Origin of the sequence: Microbacterium jejuense (assembly GCF_039544225.1) — a bacterium.
In the GTDB taxonomy this organism is placed as follows: domain Bacteria; phylum Actinomycetota; class Actinomycetes; order Actinomycetales; family Microbacteriaceae; genus Microbacterium; species Microbacterium jejuense.
In genome coordinates this window covers 163,801-183,161 of the sequence record NZ_BAABLG010000013.1, presented here as the reverse complement: position 1 = coordinate 183,161, position 19,361 = coordinate 163,801, and the positions used below count along the sequence as shown (strand labels likewise).

The window sequence follows — 19,361 nt, the reverse complement described above, 5'->3', positions numbered from 1 at the left end:
ATCGATCGTGGGAGGGGATTCACGCCCGGGCGTGTGTCTCAAACCCAGCTCTAACAGGAGTCTGGGATGTGTAACTGGGGTGTTCGATAACCGTCACTTGGGGTGACGGTCCGTTAGAGCTGACCAACCAACTCACACTGGGGAGAGACGCGCCATGCGTGCAACCATCAAGAACTATCTCGAGGCGATGAAGCAGCGCCGAGAGGAAGAGGACGAGCAGGGCTTCTCGCTCATCGAACTCATCATCGTCGTCGTGATCCTCGGCATTCTCGTGGCCGTTGCGATCCCGATCTTTGGATCCATTCAGACCACGGCGCGTCACAACGCTCTGTCCGCTGCCGCGGCCAACGGTGCGACTGCCGTCGCCGCCGCGATCGCCAACAACGGCGCGTCCGCCTCGGCGACTCAGCAGAACGTCACCAGCGCGGCGGCGTCGGCGGGATCGGGAGACATCACGGTCACAATCGCGACTACCCCTGCGGGATCGACCACAGACTCGACGGCCATCTGCGTGAAGGCGACCACCGGGACCGAATGGGCGCAGTCTGGCACCGCGCCTGGGTGCAACAGCGACAGCTGGTGATCCGTCCTTGAGGACGACGGGGGTCGGGACAGGTTCCCGGCCCCCGTGGCATTATTGTTGCCGGGGATTCTGCCACTTGGGGAGGTGAGCGGATGAGGGGTCGTAGCGTCGATGCTGCGGGGTTTAGCCTTGTCGAAGTGATCATCGCGATGGTCATCATGGGCGTGATTGCGTTGGCGCTGATTCCGATCCTGTTTCAGGGGATTCGACTCTCGTTGGAACAGTCGTCGGTCGCGACCGCTACCCGGCAGTTGTACGCCATCGTTGAAGAGGCGAGGGAATCGCCGACCTGCGGTGCGCTGACGAGCGCAACTGCCAGCCAAGTCTTTAGGGACGGAGCCAACCGCGACTTCACCACGTCAGGGGCTACGAGCGGTTGTGTCTCATGCCCTGCCGCAACTGGGACGACAGTCTCGCTCGAGCTCGCGGCAGTACAGGGGACTCGAACTCTCGCGACGCTCAGTGCGCTGATCTTCGTCCCTGCTGCCAAGGCGGTGGCGCCATGCGCATAGACGTCGACTCGACCGACGCCGGACTGACTCTGATCGAACTCATTGTCGGCCTATTAGTTTCGACACTCGTCCTCATTGCCATCGCGACCACACTGGCGAATGCTTTCATCGCACAAGACGACGTCACCACGACAACGCAGGCCACCTCGCGAGGTCAGCTGATGAGTTCCGCGGTCGAGCGGGCGATGCGAAACGCACGAGCGTATAAGGTCGACGGAACTGACGGAAATGACCTGTACGTGTGGACGACTCTGGGGGGCTCGCAGACGTGTCAGGCGTTCCGATTGATAGCGGGCACGGCGCGCATAGCTTCGGGACCCGGACCGATCAACGCGCCGTCCACGTGGCCGATCTGGCAGACCGGCATCGCTCAACGGAGCATCGCTGGGAGTCCGGTGCTTTTCTTCACAGAGACATCCGATGGCGTGACCTACACCTTCGACATAAAGACTAAGGCAGCTCCGGTTAGGTTTGACGGCGCAGCGATCGTGCGATTCACCTCGGCTGGAGGGACCAACCCGTGCTGGTCGTGAACAAGCGGTTACGCCCTACTGATGCATCTGACGACATGGGTGCGGTGCTCATCACAGTCGTCGTAGTGATGCTGGTCGGCTTCCTGATCGCCACAATCATCGCGGCCTCAGTGCTCACCACGATCAACGTGAACGCCGACAACCGACGTCACACTCAGGCATTCGTCGCCGCGGAATCCGGCCGCGACGCCGCGGTGGCTGCCATGTCGGATGGCTGCGTGGCCGCTGACATGACGGGGTCTGGCGCCAGCCCGACGTTCACATACAACATCCGAACGACCGCCGGCGCTCAACCCAGTGACTATGACGCGCTCACCGATGCGAACTGCCCCACGATCTCTACGACGTACATCGTGATCCGATCAACAGGGACGGGACCAAACTCGACGTCGGCGACGGTCGACAGCGTGTATCGCTGGTCCGCGACATACTCCGATGTACCGGGCGGTGTCGTGACCTACTTCTCGGGCAACGTGTCGCAAGGCGTCTCCCATTACACGGGTGACCTGGTGCTTCGCAACGGCGACTGGAGCTGTACCGTCGGAGGCCTTCTGGAAGGAGACCTCTACGTCCTTAACGGCACGGTGACGCTGAGCAATGACTGCACGATCAAGGGCGATATCTACGCGAAGGGGAAGGTCAAGGGCACGTCGCAGAACTGGCACGTCCAGTCCCGCACTTCGCCCAACGGCTGGGTCAGCCCGGGCAACATCGTCACGGATGCGTTCGTCGACTTCGCTTCCAACGGGAACCCGTCGGTCGCCGGCAGCATCCATGCTCGCGGCGACGTCACGCTCGCGGCGGGCGGCGGGGGCCATGGCACCGTGGGCGGCACCGTGACATCCATGCAGGCTGCGGACCTCATCAACGATGCTGCATGGACCACGGGCGCGATAACGCTCGGTAGCTCGACTCCGCCTCCATTCGTACCCACTCTGGCCTGGCTCGAGGATGCCACCAAGTGGATCGACCTCGATCGCACCTCGGGATGGATCGCAGGCGGAGCAACGCGCATTGCCGTGCCGTCTTCGAGTTGCAACTCGGTCTTGCAGAACGACGCCGCGACTTCGACGTGGGTCAAGGACAAACTGGCGGTTGCGACCGGGCCCATATTCATCGATTTCACGTCGTGCAACAAGAATGTCAGCATGACGCTCGATGGAGTCGTCAACCTCAACTACGACACGGTTGTGCTGGTCCCGGAGGGCAAGTCAATGACGATTTCGCTCGGTTCGGGCCTGTCCGCCGCCGCTCATCGGCAACTCTTCTTCGTCCATGAGGACAAGAACCGAGACGATGTTGACGTCAACGGCGACCCGAAGCCCACCTGTGGAATCGGTGGCCAGGATTCGTTCGGCACGAGCGGTCCGATCGACACCGATATCGACGTGATGATCTACTCGCCGTGCGGCCTCAGCGGGACAGTTACAGCCAGCTTCCAGGGGCAGCTTTACACTGACGACACCACCAACTTCCACTCCGGCTCGAACTACACCTGTCGGCCGATGTCATGGCCGACTGCCCTTGCGAATCTCGGGTGTGCGATCAAGGGAGCAGGTGGCGTGATCGACATGACGACGATCGTCCAGAAGCTCGGCGAACGCGTCTACCAAACAGAGCGGTAGCCAGTGCAGACCCTCACCATCTTCCTCACCGTCGTCGCAGGCGTCCTCGGTCTTCTGATCGGGTCGTTCCTGAACGTCGTCGCCTACCGCGTGCCGGCGCACATCTCGCTGATGCGCGAGAGCCGGTGCCCGCACTGCGACGCGGCGATCAAGCCGTGGCACAACGTGCCGGTGGTGGGGTGGATCGCGCTGCGGGGGCGGTGCGCCAACTGCAAGGCACCGATCTCGGCGCGGTACCCGATTGTGGAAGCCGTCACCGGCGTGGCGTTCGCCGTTGTGACGTGGGTGGGGCTGAGCTTTCCGGAAGTCCTGGGCGTTTCGACTCGCTTCGCTCGCTCAACGAGCGGAACAGACGATGTTGCGCTGGCGCTCGTCATCGTCGCGTTCCTGTACTTCGTGGCCATCAGCATCGTGCTGACGCTCATCGACCTCGACACGCACCGGCTGCCCAACAGCATCGTGCTGCCGAGCTACCTGGTGGCCGGCATCCTGTTCGTCATCGCGGCGTGGCTGCTCGGGGACTGGGGAGCCCTGCTGCGCGCCGCGATCGGCATGGCGGCGATGTACCTGTTCTATTTCGTGCTGCGCCTCGCCCGACCGGGCGGCATGGGCGGCGGCGACGTCAAACTCGCCGGCGTCATCGGCATCTACCTCGGCTGGATCGGCTGGGGAGCCCTCGCCGTCGGGGCGTTCGCCGCTTTCGTGTACGGGGGAGTGTTCGGCATCGCGCTCATGCTGCTGCGCCGCGCCGGACGCAAGACCGCCATCCCGTTCGGGCCGTGGATGATCCTCGGCGCCTGGACGGGCGTGTTCGCCGGCGAAGCCGTCGGACGGTGGTACGTGAATCTTTTCGTCGGGACCTGACCGGCGAACCTTGGGGAAGGGAAATCATGGGGAAATCGATCGTCGGGCTGGAGGTGACCGAAGAGAGCGTCCGCGCAGCGGAGATCTCACTCGGCCGCAGACCCCAGCTCATCGCCTATGGCGAAGTGCCGCTCGCGGCTGACGCCGCGAAAGACTCCGAAGTCCTGGATGCCGGCGCCGTCGCCGTCGCCCTGCGACAGCTGTGGACCGGCGCCCGGTTCAAGAGCAAAGACGTCGTGCTCGGCGTCGCCAGCCGCCGCATCCTCGTCCGCGAGTACACCACTCAGGCCATGCGCCCCGACCTGCTGCGCGAAGCCCTGCCGTACCAGGTGCAAGACCTGCTGCCGGTGCCCGCCAGCCAGGCCGTGCTCGACTTCTTCCCGCTGTCACAGGACGGCGACCAGGTGTCGGGCCTGCTCGTCGCCGCCGTGTCAGAGAACATCGAGCAGATCATCTCGACCCTCTCGAAGGTCAAGGTGCGCGCCCAGGCCGTCGACCTCACCGCGTTCGGCCTCACCCGCGCCACCGCGCACCTCGCCCAGCCCGACGAGACGGTCGCGACCATCCACATCGGCGACCACACCACACAGGTCGTGATCTCGCGCGGCGGCGTGCCGCTGTTCGTGCGCATCCTGCCCATCGACGTCGCCACCGCGGCCGTCCGGCGGCACAGTGCTGACCAGAACAGTGCCGGGGCGTCCACTCCCGAACTCGAACTCGCGGCCGTCACCAGCGGAACCGCGGGCGGGGTCATCGGCAGCCCCGCCGGCAACGGCGCCGGCATCACGCAGGGCCGCACCCGCGGCGCGATCCGCGCCAACACGCCGCCCGGCGTCTCGGACCTCGCCGCCCGCCTGCGCTCGACCCTCGCGTTCTTCGCCGGCCGCGGCACCTCGGCGCCGCTCGCGCGGGTGTTCGTCACCGGCGGGGGAGCGATCGTCGACGGCGTCATGCCCGCCCTCAGCGCCGCCATCGACACCCCCATGCAGGTCGTGACGGTCGGCGACGTCATCTCGATGTCGACCCCGCCGCCCGCCGGCGAGGTCGCCCTCAACCTCGTCGCCACCGTCGGCGTCGCCCTCGGGGAGGTGCAGCGATGACCGCCATCCCGGCCCCGTTCTCGGGTGCGCCGCGCGTCAACCTCATGCCGCGCAGCGAGATCGCCCGCCGCGAACGCGACAAGCTCGTCAACCTGTGGGTGTGGATCGTGCTCGGCGCGATCGTCGTCGCCCTGCTGATCATCGCCGGTGCGTTCGCACTCAAGTTCGTGGCCGACCAGCGCCTCGCAGCCGAACAGACAAAGACGAACACGCTGCTCACCGAGATCGCCTCGCTGTCCGAGGTCAGCCAGGCGCTGTCGACGCAGTCCGAGCTCACCGACTACCGCACCGACGCCATGGCCGCCGACCTGGCATGGTCGCCCGTGATCGCCAAGGTCACCGGCATCCTTCCCGCCGACGCGACCCTCACCGGCTTCGACATGACGGTCGGCGGCGCGCCCCAGGGCGACGACCCGGCCGCCGAGCAAGGCGTCGTCGGCACCGTCTCGATCGACAGCGCCACCCCGCTCGACATCGTGGCGATCATCCGCTCGCTGCGCGGCGTCGACGGCGTGCTGTTCGCCGACGGGCAGTCGGTGACCTCGAGCCAGGTCACCGCCGACCGGTACGCCTACCAGCTCACCGTGCAGTTCGACCAGACCGTGTACTCGAATCAGTACGCGCCCGAAGATGGGGGCCAGTGATGCCCAAGCATCTCGTCACCGCCATCGGCCTCATCGTGTCGCTCGGCGTCATCGCGCTCGGCGTCTTTCTCGTCGCCCTGCCGCTGTACTTCCAGGCGGTGAGCGTCGACACGCAGACCGCCACCGTCGCGTCGACCAATGCGGTGTACCAGGCACAGGTCGACAACCTGCACGAGCAAGAAGCGAATCTCGACCAGATCGACTCCGACGTATCGGAGCTGCGCGCGCAGATCCCCGCCACAGGTCAGCTCGACGACGTGTTCGAGGTCGTCGGACGCGCGGCCGAGGCCACCGGCATCCAGCTCACCGCCGTGACCGCCGGCGAACAGGTCGCCTTCGTCGCGCGCACCGGTGCGACGGAAGGGGATGCCGCAGCCGCCCCCGCCGCCGAGCCCACGCCCACCGCGACCGACGGCGCGACCGACGGATCCACCGCGGCGGCGACCGACGGGGCGACCGCACCGGTCGCCGGCGCCGGAGCGGACGGCCGTCAGCAGGTCGATTTCACGATCAGCGCCACCGCGCCCGACATGGCCACGGCGACCGCGTTCCTCGACGCGCTGCGCGCCGGACCCCGCCTGCTGAGCAGCATCACGGCCACGACCTCGCAGTCCGGCGAGGGCTCGGTGTCGGTGCAGATCTCGGCACTCACCTACGTCGACGAGGAGGGCTGATCATGGAGAACCTCGACTTCGAGACGCTCCTCGCCCGCGGCGCGCGCCACCGCGCGTCGGACGTGCACATCACCGCCGGCGCGCCGCCGCTGCTGCGCATCGACGGCGACCTCGTGCCCGTTCCGGGCTACCCCGAGCCGCTGTCGCCGGAATGGGTCGAGAAGACCGCGTTCGACCTCATGAGCGAGCAGCAGCGCCGCGAGTTCCTCGAGAACGGCGAGGTCGACCTCGCCCACGCCACCCCCGGCATCGGACGGTTCCGCACGAACGTGTTCCGCCAGCTCGGGTCGCTCGCGATCGCGCTGCGGTACATCCCCGACCGGGTGTACTCGCTCGAAGAGCTCGGCGCGCCCGCCATCGCCGCCGACCTCGCCCTGCGCCCCCGCGGACTCGTGCTGCTGACCGGCCCCACCGGCTCGGGCAAGTCCACGACGCTGACGGCCATGGTCGACATCGTCAACCAGCTCGTGCCGGCGCACGTCATCACGATCGAAGACCCGATCGAGTTCCACCACGAGTCCAAGCGCGCACTCATCCACCAGCGCGAAGTCGGCCGCGACACGAACTCGTTCGCCGAGGCGCTGCGCCGCGTGCTGCGCCAGGACCCCGACGTGATCCTCATCGGCGAGCTGCGCGACCCCGAATCGATCTCGACCGCCCTGTCGGCCGCCGAGACCGGGCACCTCGTGCTCTCGACCCTGCACACCCAGGGCGCCGCGAAGAGCATCAACCGCATCATCGACGTGTTCCCCGCCGACCAGCAGCACCAGATCCGCACCCAGCTCGGCGACACCCTGCAGGGCATCATCAGCCAGACGCTGCTGCCGCTCGCGCAGACCGACGGGCGCACGATCGCCACCGAGGTGCTCATCAACACCCCGGCCGTGGCCAACATGATCCGCGAGGGACAGGTCGCGCAGATCTACTCCGCCATGCAGGCGGGGTCCGAGGTCGGCATGCACACCCTCGACCAGGACCTGCGCCGCCTCGTCGCCGACGGCACCATCGCGCGCAACGTCGCCCTGGACTTCGCCGTCGACCCGAAGAGCCTCGACGGGGTCTACATCACGCCCCGCGACCTCGATGCCGAGGACTGGGCGCATCACGCGGGGGAGTGGCGCCAGGGCGAACTCGTCGCGCCCGATGCCACGGCCGGAACCGGCGTCGGCATGGGCTCGCGGTTCGGCACGCCCACCGTGGGCGGACGCGTCGATCCGACCTCGCGCGACGTGTCGTGGGCCGAGGGGGAGGACTGAGCCATGGCCGTCGTCCAGGAATTCGTCTACCGCGCGGTCGACCCGCGCGCCGGCTCCGTCGTCAAGGGCACGATCGAGGCCGCCAGCGAGTCGGCCGTGACCGGCAAGCTCAAGGCGCAGGGACTCACGCCGCTCGAGGTCACACTCAAGTCGAACACCGGCCTCAACCGCGACATCAAGCTGCCCGGGTCGACCAAGCACGTCTCGGCGCGCACCCTCGCGGTGTTCTCGCGGCAGATGGCGGGCCTCATCAACGCCGGTCTGCCGCTCATGCGCACCCTCGCGATCCTCATCGAGCAGACCGACGACAAACGCCTGCAGCCCGCGCTCATCCAGGTGCAGGCCGACGTCGAATCGGGGTCGTCGTTCTCGGCCGCGCTCGCGCGGCACCCGCAGACCTTCCCGCCGCTCATGCTGTCGATCGTCAAGGTCGGCGAGGCGGGCGGCTTCCTCGGCAGCGCGCTCGGATCGATCGCCGACAACTACCAGCGCGAGGCTGAGCTGCACAACAAGATCCGCGCCGCCGTCACCTACCCGGCGATCGTGCTCGTCATCGCGATCATCGGCGTGCTCGTCATGGTCACGTTCGTGGTGCCGATCTTCGAGGGCATGTTCAAGGGACTCGGGTCTTCGCTGCCTCTCCCGACCCAGATCCTCGTCACGATCTCGAAGAACATGTGGTGGATCATCCCCGCCATCGTGCTCGTCGTCGTGGTCGCGGTGATCTGGTGGCGCGCCAACCGGCACACCGAGCAGTACCGGCGCTTCGTCGACCCGATCAAGCTCAAGATGCCGGTGTTCGGCAAGCTGACCACCAAGATCGCCGTCGCCCGGTTCGCCCGCAACCTGTCGATGATGCTCAACGCCGGCGTGCCCATCATCCAGGCGCTCGCGATCGTCGGGCAGGCCTCGAACAACTGGAAGATCGAACAGGCCGTCCGCGACGTGCAGGAGTCGATCCGCCAGGGGCGCTCGTTCGCCGCCCCGCTCGCGAAGGCTGAGGTATTCCCTCCGATGGTGCCGCAGATGGTGTCGGTCGGCGAGGAGTCCGGCACCCTCGTCGACATGCTCGCCTCGATCGCCGACTTCTACGAGGACGAGGTCGAGACGGCCACGACGCAGCTGTCGTCGACGATCGAGCCCATCCTCATCGTGGGCCTCGGCATCGTCATCGGCGGCATGGTCATCTCGCTCTACCTGCCGATCTTCACCCTGTACAGCGAGCTCGCCAAGCAGGGCTGATCCCACACGACCGCTCGGGACGCGAGACGACCGGGGATTCGTCCCCGGTCGTCGCGGTGGGCGGAACAGCGGTCACACCGAGACCCGCAGCACCTCTTCGATCGTCGTGAGGCCCTGGGCGACCTTCGACCAGCCGTCGTCGCGCAGCGACACCATGCCCTCGCGCAGCGCGGCCTGGCGGATCTCGGATCCGGTCGCCCGGGTCACCACGAGCGACTCGATGTCGTCCGAGAGCGTCATGATCTCGTGCAGGGCGACACGGCCTCGGTAGCCCGTACCGCTGCAGGCGGGGCATCCCGCCGCCCTGAACAGCTGCGGCACGTCACCCGGGTCATGCGGGAAGCCGAGGGAGCTGAGCACCTCGGAGGTCTCGACCAGCGGCTCGCGGCACCGCATGCACAGGCGCCGCGCGAGCCGCTGCGCGATCACCGCGGTGAGCGCCGTCGCGACCAGGAACGGCTCGCAGCCGATCTCGGTCAGTCGCGTGAGCGCCGACGGCGCGTCGTTGGTGTGCAGCGTGGACAGCACCAGGTGGCCGGTCAGCGACGCCTCGATCGAGATGTTCGCTGTCTCGTGGTCGCGGATCTCGCCGACCAGCACCACATCGGGGTCGGAACGCAGGATCGACCGCAGCGCCGTCGAGAACGTCAGGCCCGCGCGGTTGTTCACCTGCACCTGGTTGATGCCGGCGATGCGGTACTCCACCGGGTCCTCGACCGTGATCACGTTGATCTTCGGGTTCGCGATCGCCCGCAGCGCCGTGTAGAGGCTCGTCGACTTGCCCGAACCCGTGGGACCCGTCGCCAGGATCATGCCGTGCGGCTTCGAGATCGCGTCGAGGAACCGCTTCTCGTTCGTCGGCGAGAACAGCAGGTCGCGCATCGTCATCACCTGGCCGGTGTTGTCGAGGATGCGCATCACGATCTTCTCGCCCCACACCGTCGGCAGCGTCGCCACGCGCAGGTCGACAGTGCGGTTCTCGTGCGTGACCGAGAGGCGGCCGTCCTGCGGCTTGCGCTTCTCGGCGATGTCGATCGACGACATGATCTTCAGGCGCGAGATGATGCCGTCCTGGATCGCCCGGTCGGCCTTCTGCATCTCGTGCAGCACGCCGTCGATGCGGAACCGCACCGTCAGCTGCTTCTCGCCTGGCTCGACGTGGATGTCGCTCGCACGGTCGTTGATGGCCTGCGCGATCAGCAGGTTCACGAACCGCACGATCGGCGCGGTGTCGTCCTGCTCTTCGAGGCTCTCGGTGAACGCGGCCGCGCTCGCCTCGCTGGACTCCTCGATCGTCATCGACAGCTCGCTGAGCTCTTCGTCCGACCGCAGGAAGCGCTCGAACATCTGCGTCAGCGCGTCCTGCGCGACCACGACCGGCTCGACGAACAGGTCGGTGATGCTCGCCACATCGTCCAGCGCCACGATGTCGGTCGGATCGAGCACACCCACGGTCAGCCGGTCGCCGCGCAGGTCGACGGGGATGAGGCCGTACTTTCGGCACAGGTTGCCCGGCACGAGCGCCACGACGTTCGGGTCCAGCGGAAGATTCGCGAGGTCGATGTAGCGATGACCCGTGTGCAGGGCGATCGCCTCGGCGACCTGGCCCTCGGTGACGAGCTTCTGGCTCACGAGCAGCTGCTGCAGCTCAGGCCCGTCGCTGCCCCCCGCCTGCGCGATGGCGGCTGACATGTCGGCTGCTCGTACGGCTCCGGTGAGCACGAGCGTCTGTGCAAGACCCCGCATAGTGATTCCCCAATCCCCAGGGACATCCTACGGCGCACACGTCAACCCCCGGGGGAGTCCGCCGCATGCTCGGTAGGGTGAGCGCATGCCGCAGTGGTTCGCGAACGTCGTCGACCGCGTCACGGCGTGGGCGCTGTCGCTCAAGCCGGTGCGCGTGTGGTTCCATTACGCCGAGCGCCGCGGGTTCATGCTCGCCGACAGCATCACCTACCGGGCGCTGTTCTCGGTGTTCGCGGCCGTGCTGCTGGGGTTCTCGTTCGCAGGTCTCTGGCTGCACGACAACCCCGTCGCGTGGCAGGCGATGATCGACACCGTCAACGCCGCGATCCCCGGGCTCATCGGCGAGAACGGGCTCATCGACCCCGACGCGCTGGGAGTGCCGATCGCCTTCACCCTCACCGGGGCGGCATCGCTCATCGCCCTCGCCGGGGCCGCGATCGGCGCGATCGGCTCGCTGCGGGCCGCGCTGCGCACGCTCGCCGACGAGATCCACGACGACGTCTTCTGGATCTGGGTGATCCTGCGCAACCTGCTGCTCGCGCTCGCGATCGGCGGCGGATTCGTGCTGTCGGCGGCCGCCACGATGTACGGCTCGGCGCTCATCGACGCCATGACCGATTGGTTCGGCGGCGAAGGCTGGATGGCCGATCTCGCGTCGTGGTCGCTCGCGCTGCTCGCGATCTTCGGATTGGATGCCGGCATCATCGCACTCGGGTTCGTCGTGCTGAGCGGGGTACGGGCGCCCGCGCGGGTGCTGTGGCCCGGCGCCCTGATCGGCGCCGTCGGACTCACCGTGCTGCAGCAGCTGTCGGGCCTGTTCGTGCGCGGCGCGTCGGCGAACCCGCTGTTCGTCACGTTCGCGGCGCTCATCGCACTGCTGCTGTGGTTCAACCTGTCGGCGCAGGTCGTGCTGCTCGCGTCGACATGGATCATCGTCGGCGTCGCCGAGCGCCTCGATCCGGTGCGCGAGAGGTTCGGAGCCCCGACGTTCGCGCTGCGCCGCGTGCAGCGCGCCCAGGACGCCGTCCGCGTCGCCACCGAAGAACTCGAGCTCGCCCAGGCCGACGCCGACCGGGAACGCCGCGACCGCATCGAGCGCAGACAGCGCGAGCGCGCGACGGCGCGTGCCGCCGGGGGAGCGTCGCCGTGAGCGTGCGGGTTCCGACGTACACGGCAGAGCAGGTGCGGGCCGCCGAACGGCCCCTGCTCGACGCCGGCGTGCCGCTCATGCGCCGGGCGGCCGCGGCGCTGGCCGACGTCGTGCGTGCCGAGCTCGCCGGCATCCCGTCCGCCCCCGTCACGTCGTCGATCGTGCTCGAGCCGTTCCTGCACAGCGCTCCCGACGCCCCGCGCCCCCGTGTGCTCGTGCTTGCCGGCTCGGGCGACAACGGCGGCGACGCGCTGTACGCTGCCGCCGACGTCGGCGGCCTCGCCGACGTCGACGTGCTGCTCGTCGGCAGCCGCGTGCACGAGCCCGCCTTCGCCGCCGCGGCCGCCGCAGGCGCACGGCGCGTAGACCTGCCCGAGGTGGGCGACGCCCGCTACGCCCTCGTGCTCGACGGCATCCTCGGCATCGGCGCGTCCCGCGATCCCGCGCTCCACGGCTTCGCGCGCGAGGCCGTGACGACCCTGCAGGGCCTCGCGCACACACGCCGGGGCGCGCCGCGGGTCATCGCGGTCGACCTGCCGAGCGGCCTGCAGCCCGACATCGGGACCGCGGATGCCGCCGTGCTGGCGGCATCCGTCACCGTCACCTTCGGAGCCGTCAAAGCCGGCCTCGCCTCTGGCCGCGGGACGCAGCTCGCCGGCGAGGTCGTGCTCGTCGACATCGGGCTGTCGCTCGACGGGGTGGAACCCGTGGGCGCGGCGGACGTCTCACGGATCGTGGACGCGCGCGGCTGACTCAGCCGCCGGGGGAGTCGGTGCCTGCGGAGCCCTTGCGGTGCCCGCGACCGTTGCCGCCGGGGAAGGCGGGGTCGTCCTTGCGGTGGCCCCAGGCTTTGCCGTCACCGGTGTCGTCGCCGTTGCCGGTGTCGCCGGGGGAGGTGTCGCCGGGGGAACCGTGCCCGCGCCCGTTGTCGCCCGGGAACGCCGGGTCGTCCTTGTGGTGTCCCCATGCCTTGCCGTTGCCGCCCTTGTCACCGTCGCCCTGACCGGCGCCGGGCACATCAGGTGCCACGACCGATGTGGCCGGCAGCAGGGGCGCGAGCTGCCCTGACGCGACCCCGGGAACCAGGATCGCGGCGGAGGCCACGACGACGACGAAGGCTCCGGCGATGAGCACCCTGTTCGGGCTCATGGCGCACCTCGATTCGGGCGACGGATGCGGCTGTTGGCGGTGAGCGTACCACCGCGCCGACCGCGTGCGAAGGGCTGCTCGCGTGCGCCGGCGGGGCGTCGTCAGCGGGCGTAGCGCTCGACGAACGCGCGGAGGATGCGGCTCGGATGCGACACCGCGACCCGGCGCACCGCGGCCAGGGTCAGCTCCAGCTCGTCCGAGGCGAAGTATCCGTGGCCGGCGTACGCGTGGATGCGCGTGGTGATGCCCTCGACGTCGAGCTCGGGGTGGAACTGCGTCGCATACACGTTCTCGCCGACGCGGAACATCTGCACCGGGCACGCCGGCGACGACGCCAGCAGCGTCGCCGAGGGCGGCAGCTGCGAGATCGCCTCCTTGTGCCCCACGAACGCGTCGAACAGCGGCGGCATCGCCGCCAGCAGCGGGTCGGCGGCGCCGGCTTCGGTGACGGTGATCGGCACGACGCTGATCGGCTCGGGGTGGCTCCGGTCGATGACCGCCCCCTCATGCGCGCCCAGCGTGCCGATGCCGTAGCAGGCGCCGAGGAACGGGAAGTCCCGCGCCACCACCTCGTCGAGCAGCGCCGCGAACTCCGCCTCGACGCGGTGCTGCACGGCCGACTTCTTCTCGGCCGGGTCGGACGCGTTGAACGGCCCGCCGCCCACGAAGATCCCCGACAGCTCGTCGAGGTCGAGCCGGGGCATCGGGGCGGCCTCGAGACGCACGCGGACGAGCTCGTCGGGTGAGAGCCCGGCGTACCGCAGGAACAGCCCGTACTCCTCGTCGGCGGGCAGATCCTCGGCCCGCGTCGCGAGCAGCACGAACGGCTTCACCCGACCAGCCTAGATTCCCGGACGCGTGACGAAGGAGCGAGATGAAGAGCCTCGGCCCGACGAGCAACGCCGGGCCGAGGCATCCATTCGTCTCAGCGGTCGGCGCCGAACTGGTGGGTCCAGGTCGACGCCGCGCCGGCGGCCACCGCGATGCCGGACTTCGGCACCGCCGTCACCTGCACCGCGGAGCCGGCGGGAACCTTCACCAGCGGCTTGTCGGCCTTCACGCCGTTGACGTAGTAGTCGAACGACGCGTCGGGTGTCACGACCACGTGGTCCGAGCCCGAGCCCTTCGGGTCGACGAACTTCGGCTGCTTCGGCGTCGCGGCCTGCGTGCGCAGCGGCACCTTCGCGAAGTCCATGTCGCTGGCGAAGTAGTAGCTCGTGTACGACGGCTGGTTGTAGCCGGTGTTCTGGCGGGCGACCTCGACGCGGTACTGCAGGTCGCTCATCAGGGTGGGCAGCTTGTGCGTCGTCGGCTCGGTGCTCGTGTAGATGCGCAGCGCGTGCGAATCGGTCGTGCGCACCAGCAGCTCCTCGCGCCAGTCGCCGAACACGTCGGCCACGAGCGACGGGTTGCCCTTCGTGTAGTTGTTCGTCAGGGTGCCGGTGGCGGTGAGCACGGTCCCGCGCGTCCAGTCGTCGATCGTCGGCGTCTGGTCGATGCTGCCGTTGACGATCTGCGTCGTCATGTCGCCGGCCCAGCGGATCGACTGGTTCGTGCCCGGGGTGGCGGCGCTGAGGATCTCGCCCGTCGCGCTCATCAGCCCCGATGCCTCGGTGCCGCCGGGCATGCTCGCCCACGTCTCGATGCCGGGAACGTCAGGACGCACGTCGCCGACCATCGCGCGACCGGTGTCGCGACCCGAGTACGCGCCGAACAGCACCTCGCCGGTCGCCGCATCGCGCAGGTCGGAGCCGTACGGGGCGTACGTGGCGCCCTCGTGCGAGGTCCAGATCTCCAGGCCCGGACGGTCCGGGTCGATGTCGGCGACGTGGATCGCGTCGCCATGGCCCAGTCGCACCTCTTCGCCCGGCGCGGCGCTGCCCTCGGGCAGCACGTCGAACGAGCTGTACAGCAGGCCGCCGTCGTCGTCGAGCGTGGCCGAGCCGTACACGATCTCCTGCTTGCCGTCGCTGTCGACGTCGGCGACGCTCAGCGAGTGGAACCCCTGCGTCGTGATCGTGCCGTACACCGGGTCGGTGCCGTCGCGGCCGTGCGGGCTGTCGTTGAACGGGTTCGACATCGGCACGTGACCGCTGTCGACCGCCCAGCGGGTGGTCAGGTGCGTGCCGTCCCAGTCGTACGCGTGCACGGTCGTGCGCGTGTAGTAGCCGCGCGCGAAGATCGCCGAGGGATGCTGCCCGTCGAGGTACGCGACCCCCGCGAGGAAGCGGTCGACGCGGTTGCCCGGCTCGATGCGGGCCATGGCGTAGTCGCCCCACAGCAGTCCGTCGTCGTCGCGACCGGGCTCGTACCGCACCGTCTCGAGCTCTGTGCCGGTGGCCGAGTCGAACACCGTCAGGTACTCGGGGCCGTCCACGATGAAGCCCTCGAACGTCGTGAGGTCGTTGCGGGCGCTGCGCGAGGGGGCGTAGGTCGAGATGAAGTAGTCCACGAGCTCCGTGGCGGATGCCTCCGACAGCGGGTACTCGTGCGTCACGGGGATCCCGAACGCCTCTTCCAGCGTCGCCGGCCAATTGCCCGCGACCACCTCGGGGTGCGACGACCAGCCCTGGAACATCTCGATCAGGTGCTGCCGGTAGTCGGCGGCGCTCATGCGGTAGTCGTCGTCGTTGCTGTAGCCGGCGGCGAGGTCGTCGGCGAGCATGGTGATGTACGACTCCGACGCGACGCTGCCGTCGGCGTTGTAGCGGGTGGACGTGGTGCCCGGCGCGGTCTTGAGCATCGTCTCGGAGCGGCCGTCACCGTCGAAGTCGTAGACCATGAAGTCCGTGTAGTGGGCGCCCGCGCGGATGTTCACGCCCAGATCGAGGCGGTTCAGAAGCGTGCCGTCGAGCTCGTACGTGTCGATGTACGTGGAGCCGGTGTAGCCCTTCTGCGACACGTCCTTCGAGTTGGACGGGTCCCACTTGACGACGAACTCGTACGCGCCGTCTCCGTCGACGTCGGCGACCGACGCGTCGTTCGCCGAGTACGTGTACGCCTCGCCGGCCGGCGTCACGCCGTCGGCGGGCTTGGTGAGCGGCAGGTCGTAGAACCCGTCGCCCCACACCGCCACCGGTGCGGACTGCTCGCCGGTCACGTCGTGCCACGCCGGCGCCACGGTGTAGACGGACGCGTCCGTGCCGTCGGGATCGGCGTAGTTCGTGCTGTCGTCGACGGTCGCGATGCGCTGCCCGTCGCGGAACACCGCGAACGACGGCCCGCTCACACCGGTGTCGGTGGCCGGGCCGGCCTCGGTGCCCAGCAGGCGCCAGCTGAGGAACACGCCCTCGCCGGTCGCGACGGCCACGAGTCCTCGGTCGAGGGATTCGAGCTTCGGCCCAGAGGTCGCCGGAGGCTTCGCGCCGGCCGCGACCGGCGCCTGGGCCAGAGCCGGCTGAGCGAGGCCGAGCGTGAGGGCGCACGCGGCCGTGCCGGCCACGAGCAGCAGTGGTGTCTTACGTGGATTCATCGTCGAATCGCTCCCGAGTGTGATGGGGGATCTGGTCGTGCATCGTTGTAGAGAACGCCCTGACGTATCGGAATGCGTTTTCCGTCCCCGACGTTAGCCCGGTCCCGTCGACGGGGTCAAGCGACCCTCGGCCTACATTGGAACGTTTTAACGTTCGTGGATGCCGGCGGCCCGTGCCGCCGGCATCCACTCGCCCTTATGACGCGTAGGTGACCAGCCCGAGCTCGACGGGCGACACCAGCTGCGCGTGCGTCGGGCGTACGCGGACCGTGTAGCCGAACGTGCCGGTCACCGTGAGCGGCAGCGTCGCGCGGAACGCCGTGACGCCGTCGACCGCGCCGCCCTCGGGCGAGAGCAGGTGCACGGAGTGGTCGCGGGCAAGCGCGTCGTCCTCGTTCGTGCGGCCGTACAGCAGCTCGACCGCGACGTCGTCGGGCGACAGGCCGTCCAGGCGCACGTCGGCGCGCACCTCGAGGGTGTCGCCCGCCTGCGCCTGCTGCGGGATGCCCGAGCTCTCGACGCTCGCGATCGACACGCGGCCCCACGCGTTCTTGACGCGCGTGACGAACCCCGCGACCTCGCGCGCCTCGGCGAAGCCGTCGGCCCGCAGCCGCACGTCATGCGCGGCGGCCGGCACGTACAGGCGCTGGACGTAGTCGCGCACCATGCGGTCGCTGGTCGCCTTCGTACCGAGATCGGTCATCGTGTGGCGCACCATGCCCAGCCAGCCGAGCGGGATGCCGCCCTCGCGGTCGTAGAACTTCGGCACCAGCTGGTGCTCGATGAGGTCGTACAGCGCCGCCGCCTCGGCGTCGTCGCGCTCCTCGTCGTTCGATGCGGTGTCGGCCGTCGGGATCGCCCAGCCGTTCTCGCCGTCGTACCACTCGTCCCACCAGCCGTCGAGGATCGACAGGTTGAGGGCGCCGTTGAGCGCGGCCTTCATGCCGCTCGTGCCGCACGCCTCCAGCGGGCGCAGCGGGTTGTTGAGCCACACGTCGCAGCCGGGGTACAGGTCCTTGGCGAGCGTGATGTCGTAGTCCGGCAGGAACACGATGCGGTTACGCACCTTCGGGTCGCGGCTGAACCGCACCAGCTGCTGGATCAGGATCTTGCCCGAGTCGTCGGCCGGGTGCGACTTGCCGCCGATCACGATCTGCACCGGCCGTTCGGGGTCGGTCAGCAGGCGCGTGAGCCGCTCGGGGTCGCGCAGCATGAGGGTCAGGCGCTTGTACGTCGGCACGCGGCGTGCGAACCCGATCGTGAGCACCTCGGGATCGAGCAGCTCGCCGACCCACGACGGTGCGCGGGACCCGTCGGGAGAGATGGATGCCGCCACCCGCCGCCGCGCCTCGGCCACGAGCTCGCCCTTCATCTGCTGGCGCACGCCCCACAGCTCGGCGTCGCTCACGACCGCGCGGTCGTTCCAGTCGTGGGTGTCGGTGTACGCGTCGCCCCACGCCCTCTCGCTGACGGCCTTGAGTGCCGGATGCACCCACGTGGGCGCGTGCACGCCGTTCGTGATGGACGTGATCGGCACCTCGTCGGTGTCGACCCCGGGCCACAGCATCCCGAACATGCCACGGCTGACCTCGCCGTGCAGCAGCGAGACGCCGTTGGCGTGCTGGCCGAGGTGCAGACCCAGCACCGCCATGTTGAACACGCCCTGGTCGCCGCCGTCCCACGTCTCCAGACCGAGCGCGATCGCCCGGCCGGCATCGAGGCCCTGGAAAAGCCCGCTCGTCAGGAAGTCCGCGATCAGTTCGCGCGAGAACCGGTCGATGCCGGCAGGCACCGGGGTGTGGGTCGTGAACACGGTGCCGGCGCGCACCTGCGCGAGGGCGTCGTCGAACGTCAGAGCGTCGTGCGTGATGAGCTCCGACATCCGCTCCAGGCCCTGGAACCCGGCGTGGCCCTCGTTGGTGTGGTAGACATCCGGCGTCGGACGCCCGGTGAGGTCGCAGAACGCGCGCACCGCGCGCACGCCGCCGACGCCCAGCAGCAGCTCCTGAAGCAGGCGGTGCTCACCGCCGCCGCCGTAGAGGCGGTCGGTGACGCGGCGCATCTCGTCGGAGTTCGACGGCGTCTCGGAGTCCAGCAGCAGCAGTGGCACACGCCCGATGTCGGCGACCCACACGCGCGCGTGCAGACGGCGGTCGCCGGGCAGGTCGAGCGTGATCTCGACGGGGCCGCCCTCGCGGTCGCGCAGCAGGGTGAGGCCCAGTCCGTACGGGTCGAGCAGCGGGTAGCTCTCGCGCTGCCAGTCGTCGTCGCCGATCGACTGGCGGAAGTAGCCGGCGCGGTAGAACAGGCCCACGCCCGTCAGCGGCACACCCAGGTCGGACGCGCTCTTCAGGTGGTCGCCCGCGAGGATGCCGAGGCCGCCCGAGTACTGCGGCAGCGAGCCGTCGACGCCGAACTCGGGGGAGAAGTACGCGATGTGCGCGGGCTTGCCGCCCTCGAGGCGCTGGAACCAGCGGTCGCCGTCGAGGTACGCGGTCAGGCGCTCGTCCTCCTCGCGCACGCGGGCGACGAAAGCCTCGTCGTGCGCGAGCTGGTCGAGACGCTCCTGGCCGAGGGCGCCGAGCATGCGTGCCGGATTCGCCCCGATCTCGTCCCACAGCGTGGGATCCATCGAGGCGAACAAGGAGTGGGTGGCCCGGCTCCACGACCAGCGCCAGTTGGAGGCGAGCCTGTCGAGGGGAGCGAGCGGGGCGGCGAGGACGGGACGGACGGTGAACGTTCGGATGGCCTTCACGCTCGCGATTCTAGGGGCACAACCTGGAAGCGCTTGCACGCGTGGGTCCGCTCCGG

At 68.9% G+C, this 19,361-nt stretch carries 17 protein-coding genes; 12 read left to right on the top strand and 5 right to left on the bottom strand.

The genetic code is table 11. The features are described 5' to 3' along the window. Positions 1-154 precede the first annotated feature (154 nt). The 10 genes from ABEA46_RS19845 (at position 155) to ABEA46_RS19800 (ending at position 9,033) form a co-directional block, all read left to right on the top strand. On the top strand, positions 155-583 hold the full coding sequence (locus tag ABEA46_RS19845) for a type II secretion system protein (RefSeq protein ID WP_345547130.1): 429 nt from the start codon (positions 155-157) through the stop codon (positions 581-583). Between the two features lie 92 nt (positions 584-675). Beyond that, positions 676-1,095 (top strand): type IV pilus modification PilV family protein, encoded by a 420-nt coding sequence (locus tag ABEA46_RS19840; protein ID WP_345547128.1) that lies wholly within the window; start codon positions 676-678, stop codon positions 1,093-1,095. Beyond that, positions 1,086-1,628: a PulJ/GspJ family protein gene (locus ABEA46_RS19835; protein WP_345547127.1), complete on the top strand. Its 543-nt coding sequence runs from the start codon at positions 1,086-1,088 to the stop codon at positions 1,626-1,628. Before ABEA46_RS19840 ends, ABEA46_RS19835 begins: the two co-directional genes overlap by 10 nt. Beyond that, positions 1,616-3,253, top strand: coding sequence for a hypothetical protein (locus ABEA46_RS19830; RefSeq protein WP_345547125.1), 1,638 nt, complete (start codon positions 1,616-1,618; stop codon positions 3,251-3,253). Before ABEA46_RS19835 ends, ABEA46_RS19830 begins: the two co-directional genes overlap by 13 nt. 3 nt (positions 3,254-3,256) lie before the next feature. Further along, complete coding sequence (locus ABEA46_RS19825; protein WP_345547123.1) at positions 3,257-4,117, top strand: prepilin peptidase; 861 nt, start codon at positions 3,257-3,259, stop codon at positions 4,115-4,117. 26 nt (positions 4,118-4,143) lie between these two features. Then, positions 4,144-5,217 carry a pilus assembly protein PilM gene (pilM, locus tag ABEA46_RS19820; protein WP_345547121.1) on the top strand — a complete coding sequence of 358 codons (1,074 nt, stop codon included), beginning with the start codon at positions 4,144-4,146 and terminating at the stop codon, positions 5,215-5,217. After that, a complete protein-coding gene (locus ABEA46_RS19815; protein ID WP_345547119.1) occupies positions 5,214-5,861 on the top strand; it encodes a hypothetical protein in 648 nt (215 codons plus the stop codon). The genes pilM and ABEA46_RS19815 overlap by 4 nt, the downstream gene beginning before the upstream one ends. Then, positions 5,861-6,535, top strand: coding sequence for a hypothetical protein (locus ABEA46_RS19810; RefSeq protein WP_345547117.1), 675 nt, complete (start codon positions 5,861-5,863; stop codon positions 6,533-6,535). The genes ABEA46_RS19815 and ABEA46_RS19810 overlap by 1 nt, the downstream gene beginning before the upstream one ends. Positions 6,536-6,537: 2 nt before the next feature. Next, positions 6,538-7,791, top strand: a complete 1,254-nt coding sequence (locus ABEA46_RS19805; protein ID WP_345547115.1) for a type IV pilus twitching motility protein PilT — start codon at positions 6,538-6,540, stop codon at positions 7,789-7,791. 3 nt (positions 7,792-7,794) lie between these two features. After that, positions 7,795-9,033, top strand: a complete 1,239-nt coding sequence (locus tag ABEA46_RS19800; RefSeq protein WP_345547113.1) for a type II secretion system F family protein — start codon at positions 7,795-7,797, stop codon at positions 9,031-9,033. 72 nt (positions 9,034-9,105) lie between these two features. Here ABEA46_RS19800 and ABEA46_RS19795 read toward each other — a convergent pair whose 3' ends face one another. Then, on the bottom strand, positions 9,106-10,779 hold the full coding sequence (locus ABEA46_RS19795; protein ID WP_425563232.1) for a GspE/PulE family protein: 1,674 nt from the start codon (positions 10,777-10,779) through the stop codon (positions 9,106-9,108). A gap of 85 nt (positions 10,780-10,864) precedes the next feature. Between ABEA46_RS19795 and ABEA46_RS19790 the strand changes: the two genes are divergently transcribed. Together ABEA46_RS19790 and ABEA46_RS19785 are read left to right on the top strand one after the other, a co-directional pair. Further along, on the top strand, positions 10,865-11,929 hold the full coding sequence (locus ABEA46_RS19790; RefSeq protein ID WP_345547109.1) for a YihY/virulence factor BrkB family protein: 1,065 nt from the start codon (positions 10,865-10,867) through the stop codon (positions 11,927-11,929). Then, on the top strand, positions 11,926-12,681 hold the full coding sequence (locus ABEA46_RS19785) for an NAD(P)H-hydrate epimerase (protein ID WP_345547107.1): 756 nt from the start codon (positions 11,926-11,928) through the stop codon (positions 12,679-12,681). Before ABEA46_RS19790 ends, ABEA46_RS19785 begins: the two co-directional genes overlap by 4 nt. A gap of 1 nt (position 12,682) precedes the next feature. On the opposite strand, the gene ABEA46_RS19780 is transcribed toward ABEA46_RS19785, so the two are convergent. The 4 genes from ABEA46_RS19780 to glgP form a co-directional block, all read right to left on the bottom strand. Next, on the bottom strand, positions 12,683-13,078 hold the full coding sequence (locus tag ABEA46_RS19780; protein ID WP_345547105.1) for a hypothetical protein: 396 nt from the start codon (positions 13,076-13,078) through the stop codon (positions 12,683-12,685). A gap of 101 nt (positions 13,079-13,179) precedes the next feature. Further along, positions 13,180-13,911, bottom strand: coding sequence for a glutamine amidotransferase (locus ABEA46_RS19775; protein ID WP_345547103.1), 732 nt, complete (start codon positions 13,909-13,911; stop codon positions 13,180-13,182). Between the two features lie 92 nt (positions 13,912-14,003). Beyond that, the gene (locus ABEA46_RS19770; protein ID WP_345547102.1) at positions 14,004-16,550 is read right to left on the bottom strand and encodes a rhamnogalacturonan lyase; all 2,547 of its coding nucleotides are present in this window, start codon (positions 16,548-16,550) and stop codon (positions 14,004-14,006) included. 196 nt (positions 16,551-16,746) lie between these two features. Further along, positions 16,747-19,305: an alpha-glucan family phosphorylase gene (glgP, locus tag ABEA46_RS19765; protein WP_345547101.1), complete on the bottom strand. Its 2,559-nt coding sequence runs from the start codon at positions 19,303-19,305 to the stop codon at positions 16,747-16,749. Positions 19,306-19,361 lie beyond the last annotated feature (56 nt).

Excerpts from the sequence above, each read along its gene's own strand:
- ABEA46_RS19800 (WP_345547113.1), top strand. The coding sequence starts at position 7,795 with ATGGCCGTCGTCCAGGAATTCGTCTACCGCGCGGTCGACCCGCGCGCC.
- pilM (WP_345547121.1), top strand. The coding sequence starts at position 4,144 with ATGGGGAAATCGATCGTCGGGCTGGAGGTGACCGAAGAGAGCGTCCGC.
- ABEA46_RS19845 (WP_345547130.1), top strand. The coding sequence starts at position 155 with ATGCGTGCAACCATCAAGAACTATCTCGAGGCGATGAAGCAGCGCCGA.
- ABEA46_RS19780 (WP_345547105.1), bottom strand. The coding sequence starts at position 13,078 with ATGAGCCCGAACAGGGTGCTCATCGCCGGAGCCTTCGTCGTCGTCGTG.
- ABEA46_RS19815 (WP_345547119.1), top strand. The coding sequence starts at position 5,214 with ATGACCGCCATCCCGGCCCCGTTCTCGGGTGCGCCGCGCGTCAACCTC.
- ABEA46_RS19835 (WP_345547127.1), top strand. The coding sequence starts at position 1,086 with ATGCGCATAGACGTCGACTCGACCGACGCCGGACTGACTCTGATCGAA.
- ABEA46_RS19790 (WP_345547109.1), top strand. The coding sequence starts at position 10,865 with ATGCCGCAGTGGTTCGCGAACGTCGTCGACCGCGTCACGGCGTGGGCG.
- ABEA46_RS19810 (WP_345547117.1), top strand. The coding sequence starts at position 5,861 with ATGCCCAAGCATCTCGTCACCGCCATCGGCCTCATCGTGTCGCTCGGC.
- ABEA46_RS19795 (WP_425563232.1), bottom strand. The coding sequence starts at position 10,779 with ATGCGGGGTCTTGCACAGACGCTCGTGCTCACCGGAGCCGTACGAGCA.
- ABEA46_RS19805 (WP_345547115.1), top strand. The coding sequence starts at position 6,538 with ATGGAGAACCTCGACTTCGAGACGCTCCTCGCCCGCGGCGCGCGCCAC.
- ABEA46_RS19770 (WP_345547102.1), bottom strand. The coding sequence starts at position 16,550 with ATGAATCCACGTAAGACACCACTGCTGCTCGTGGCCGGCACGGCCGCG.
- ABEA46_RS19840 (WP_345547128.1), top strand. The coding sequence starts at position 676 with ATGAGGGGTCGTAGCGTCGATGCTGCGGGGTTTAGCCTTGTCGAAGTG.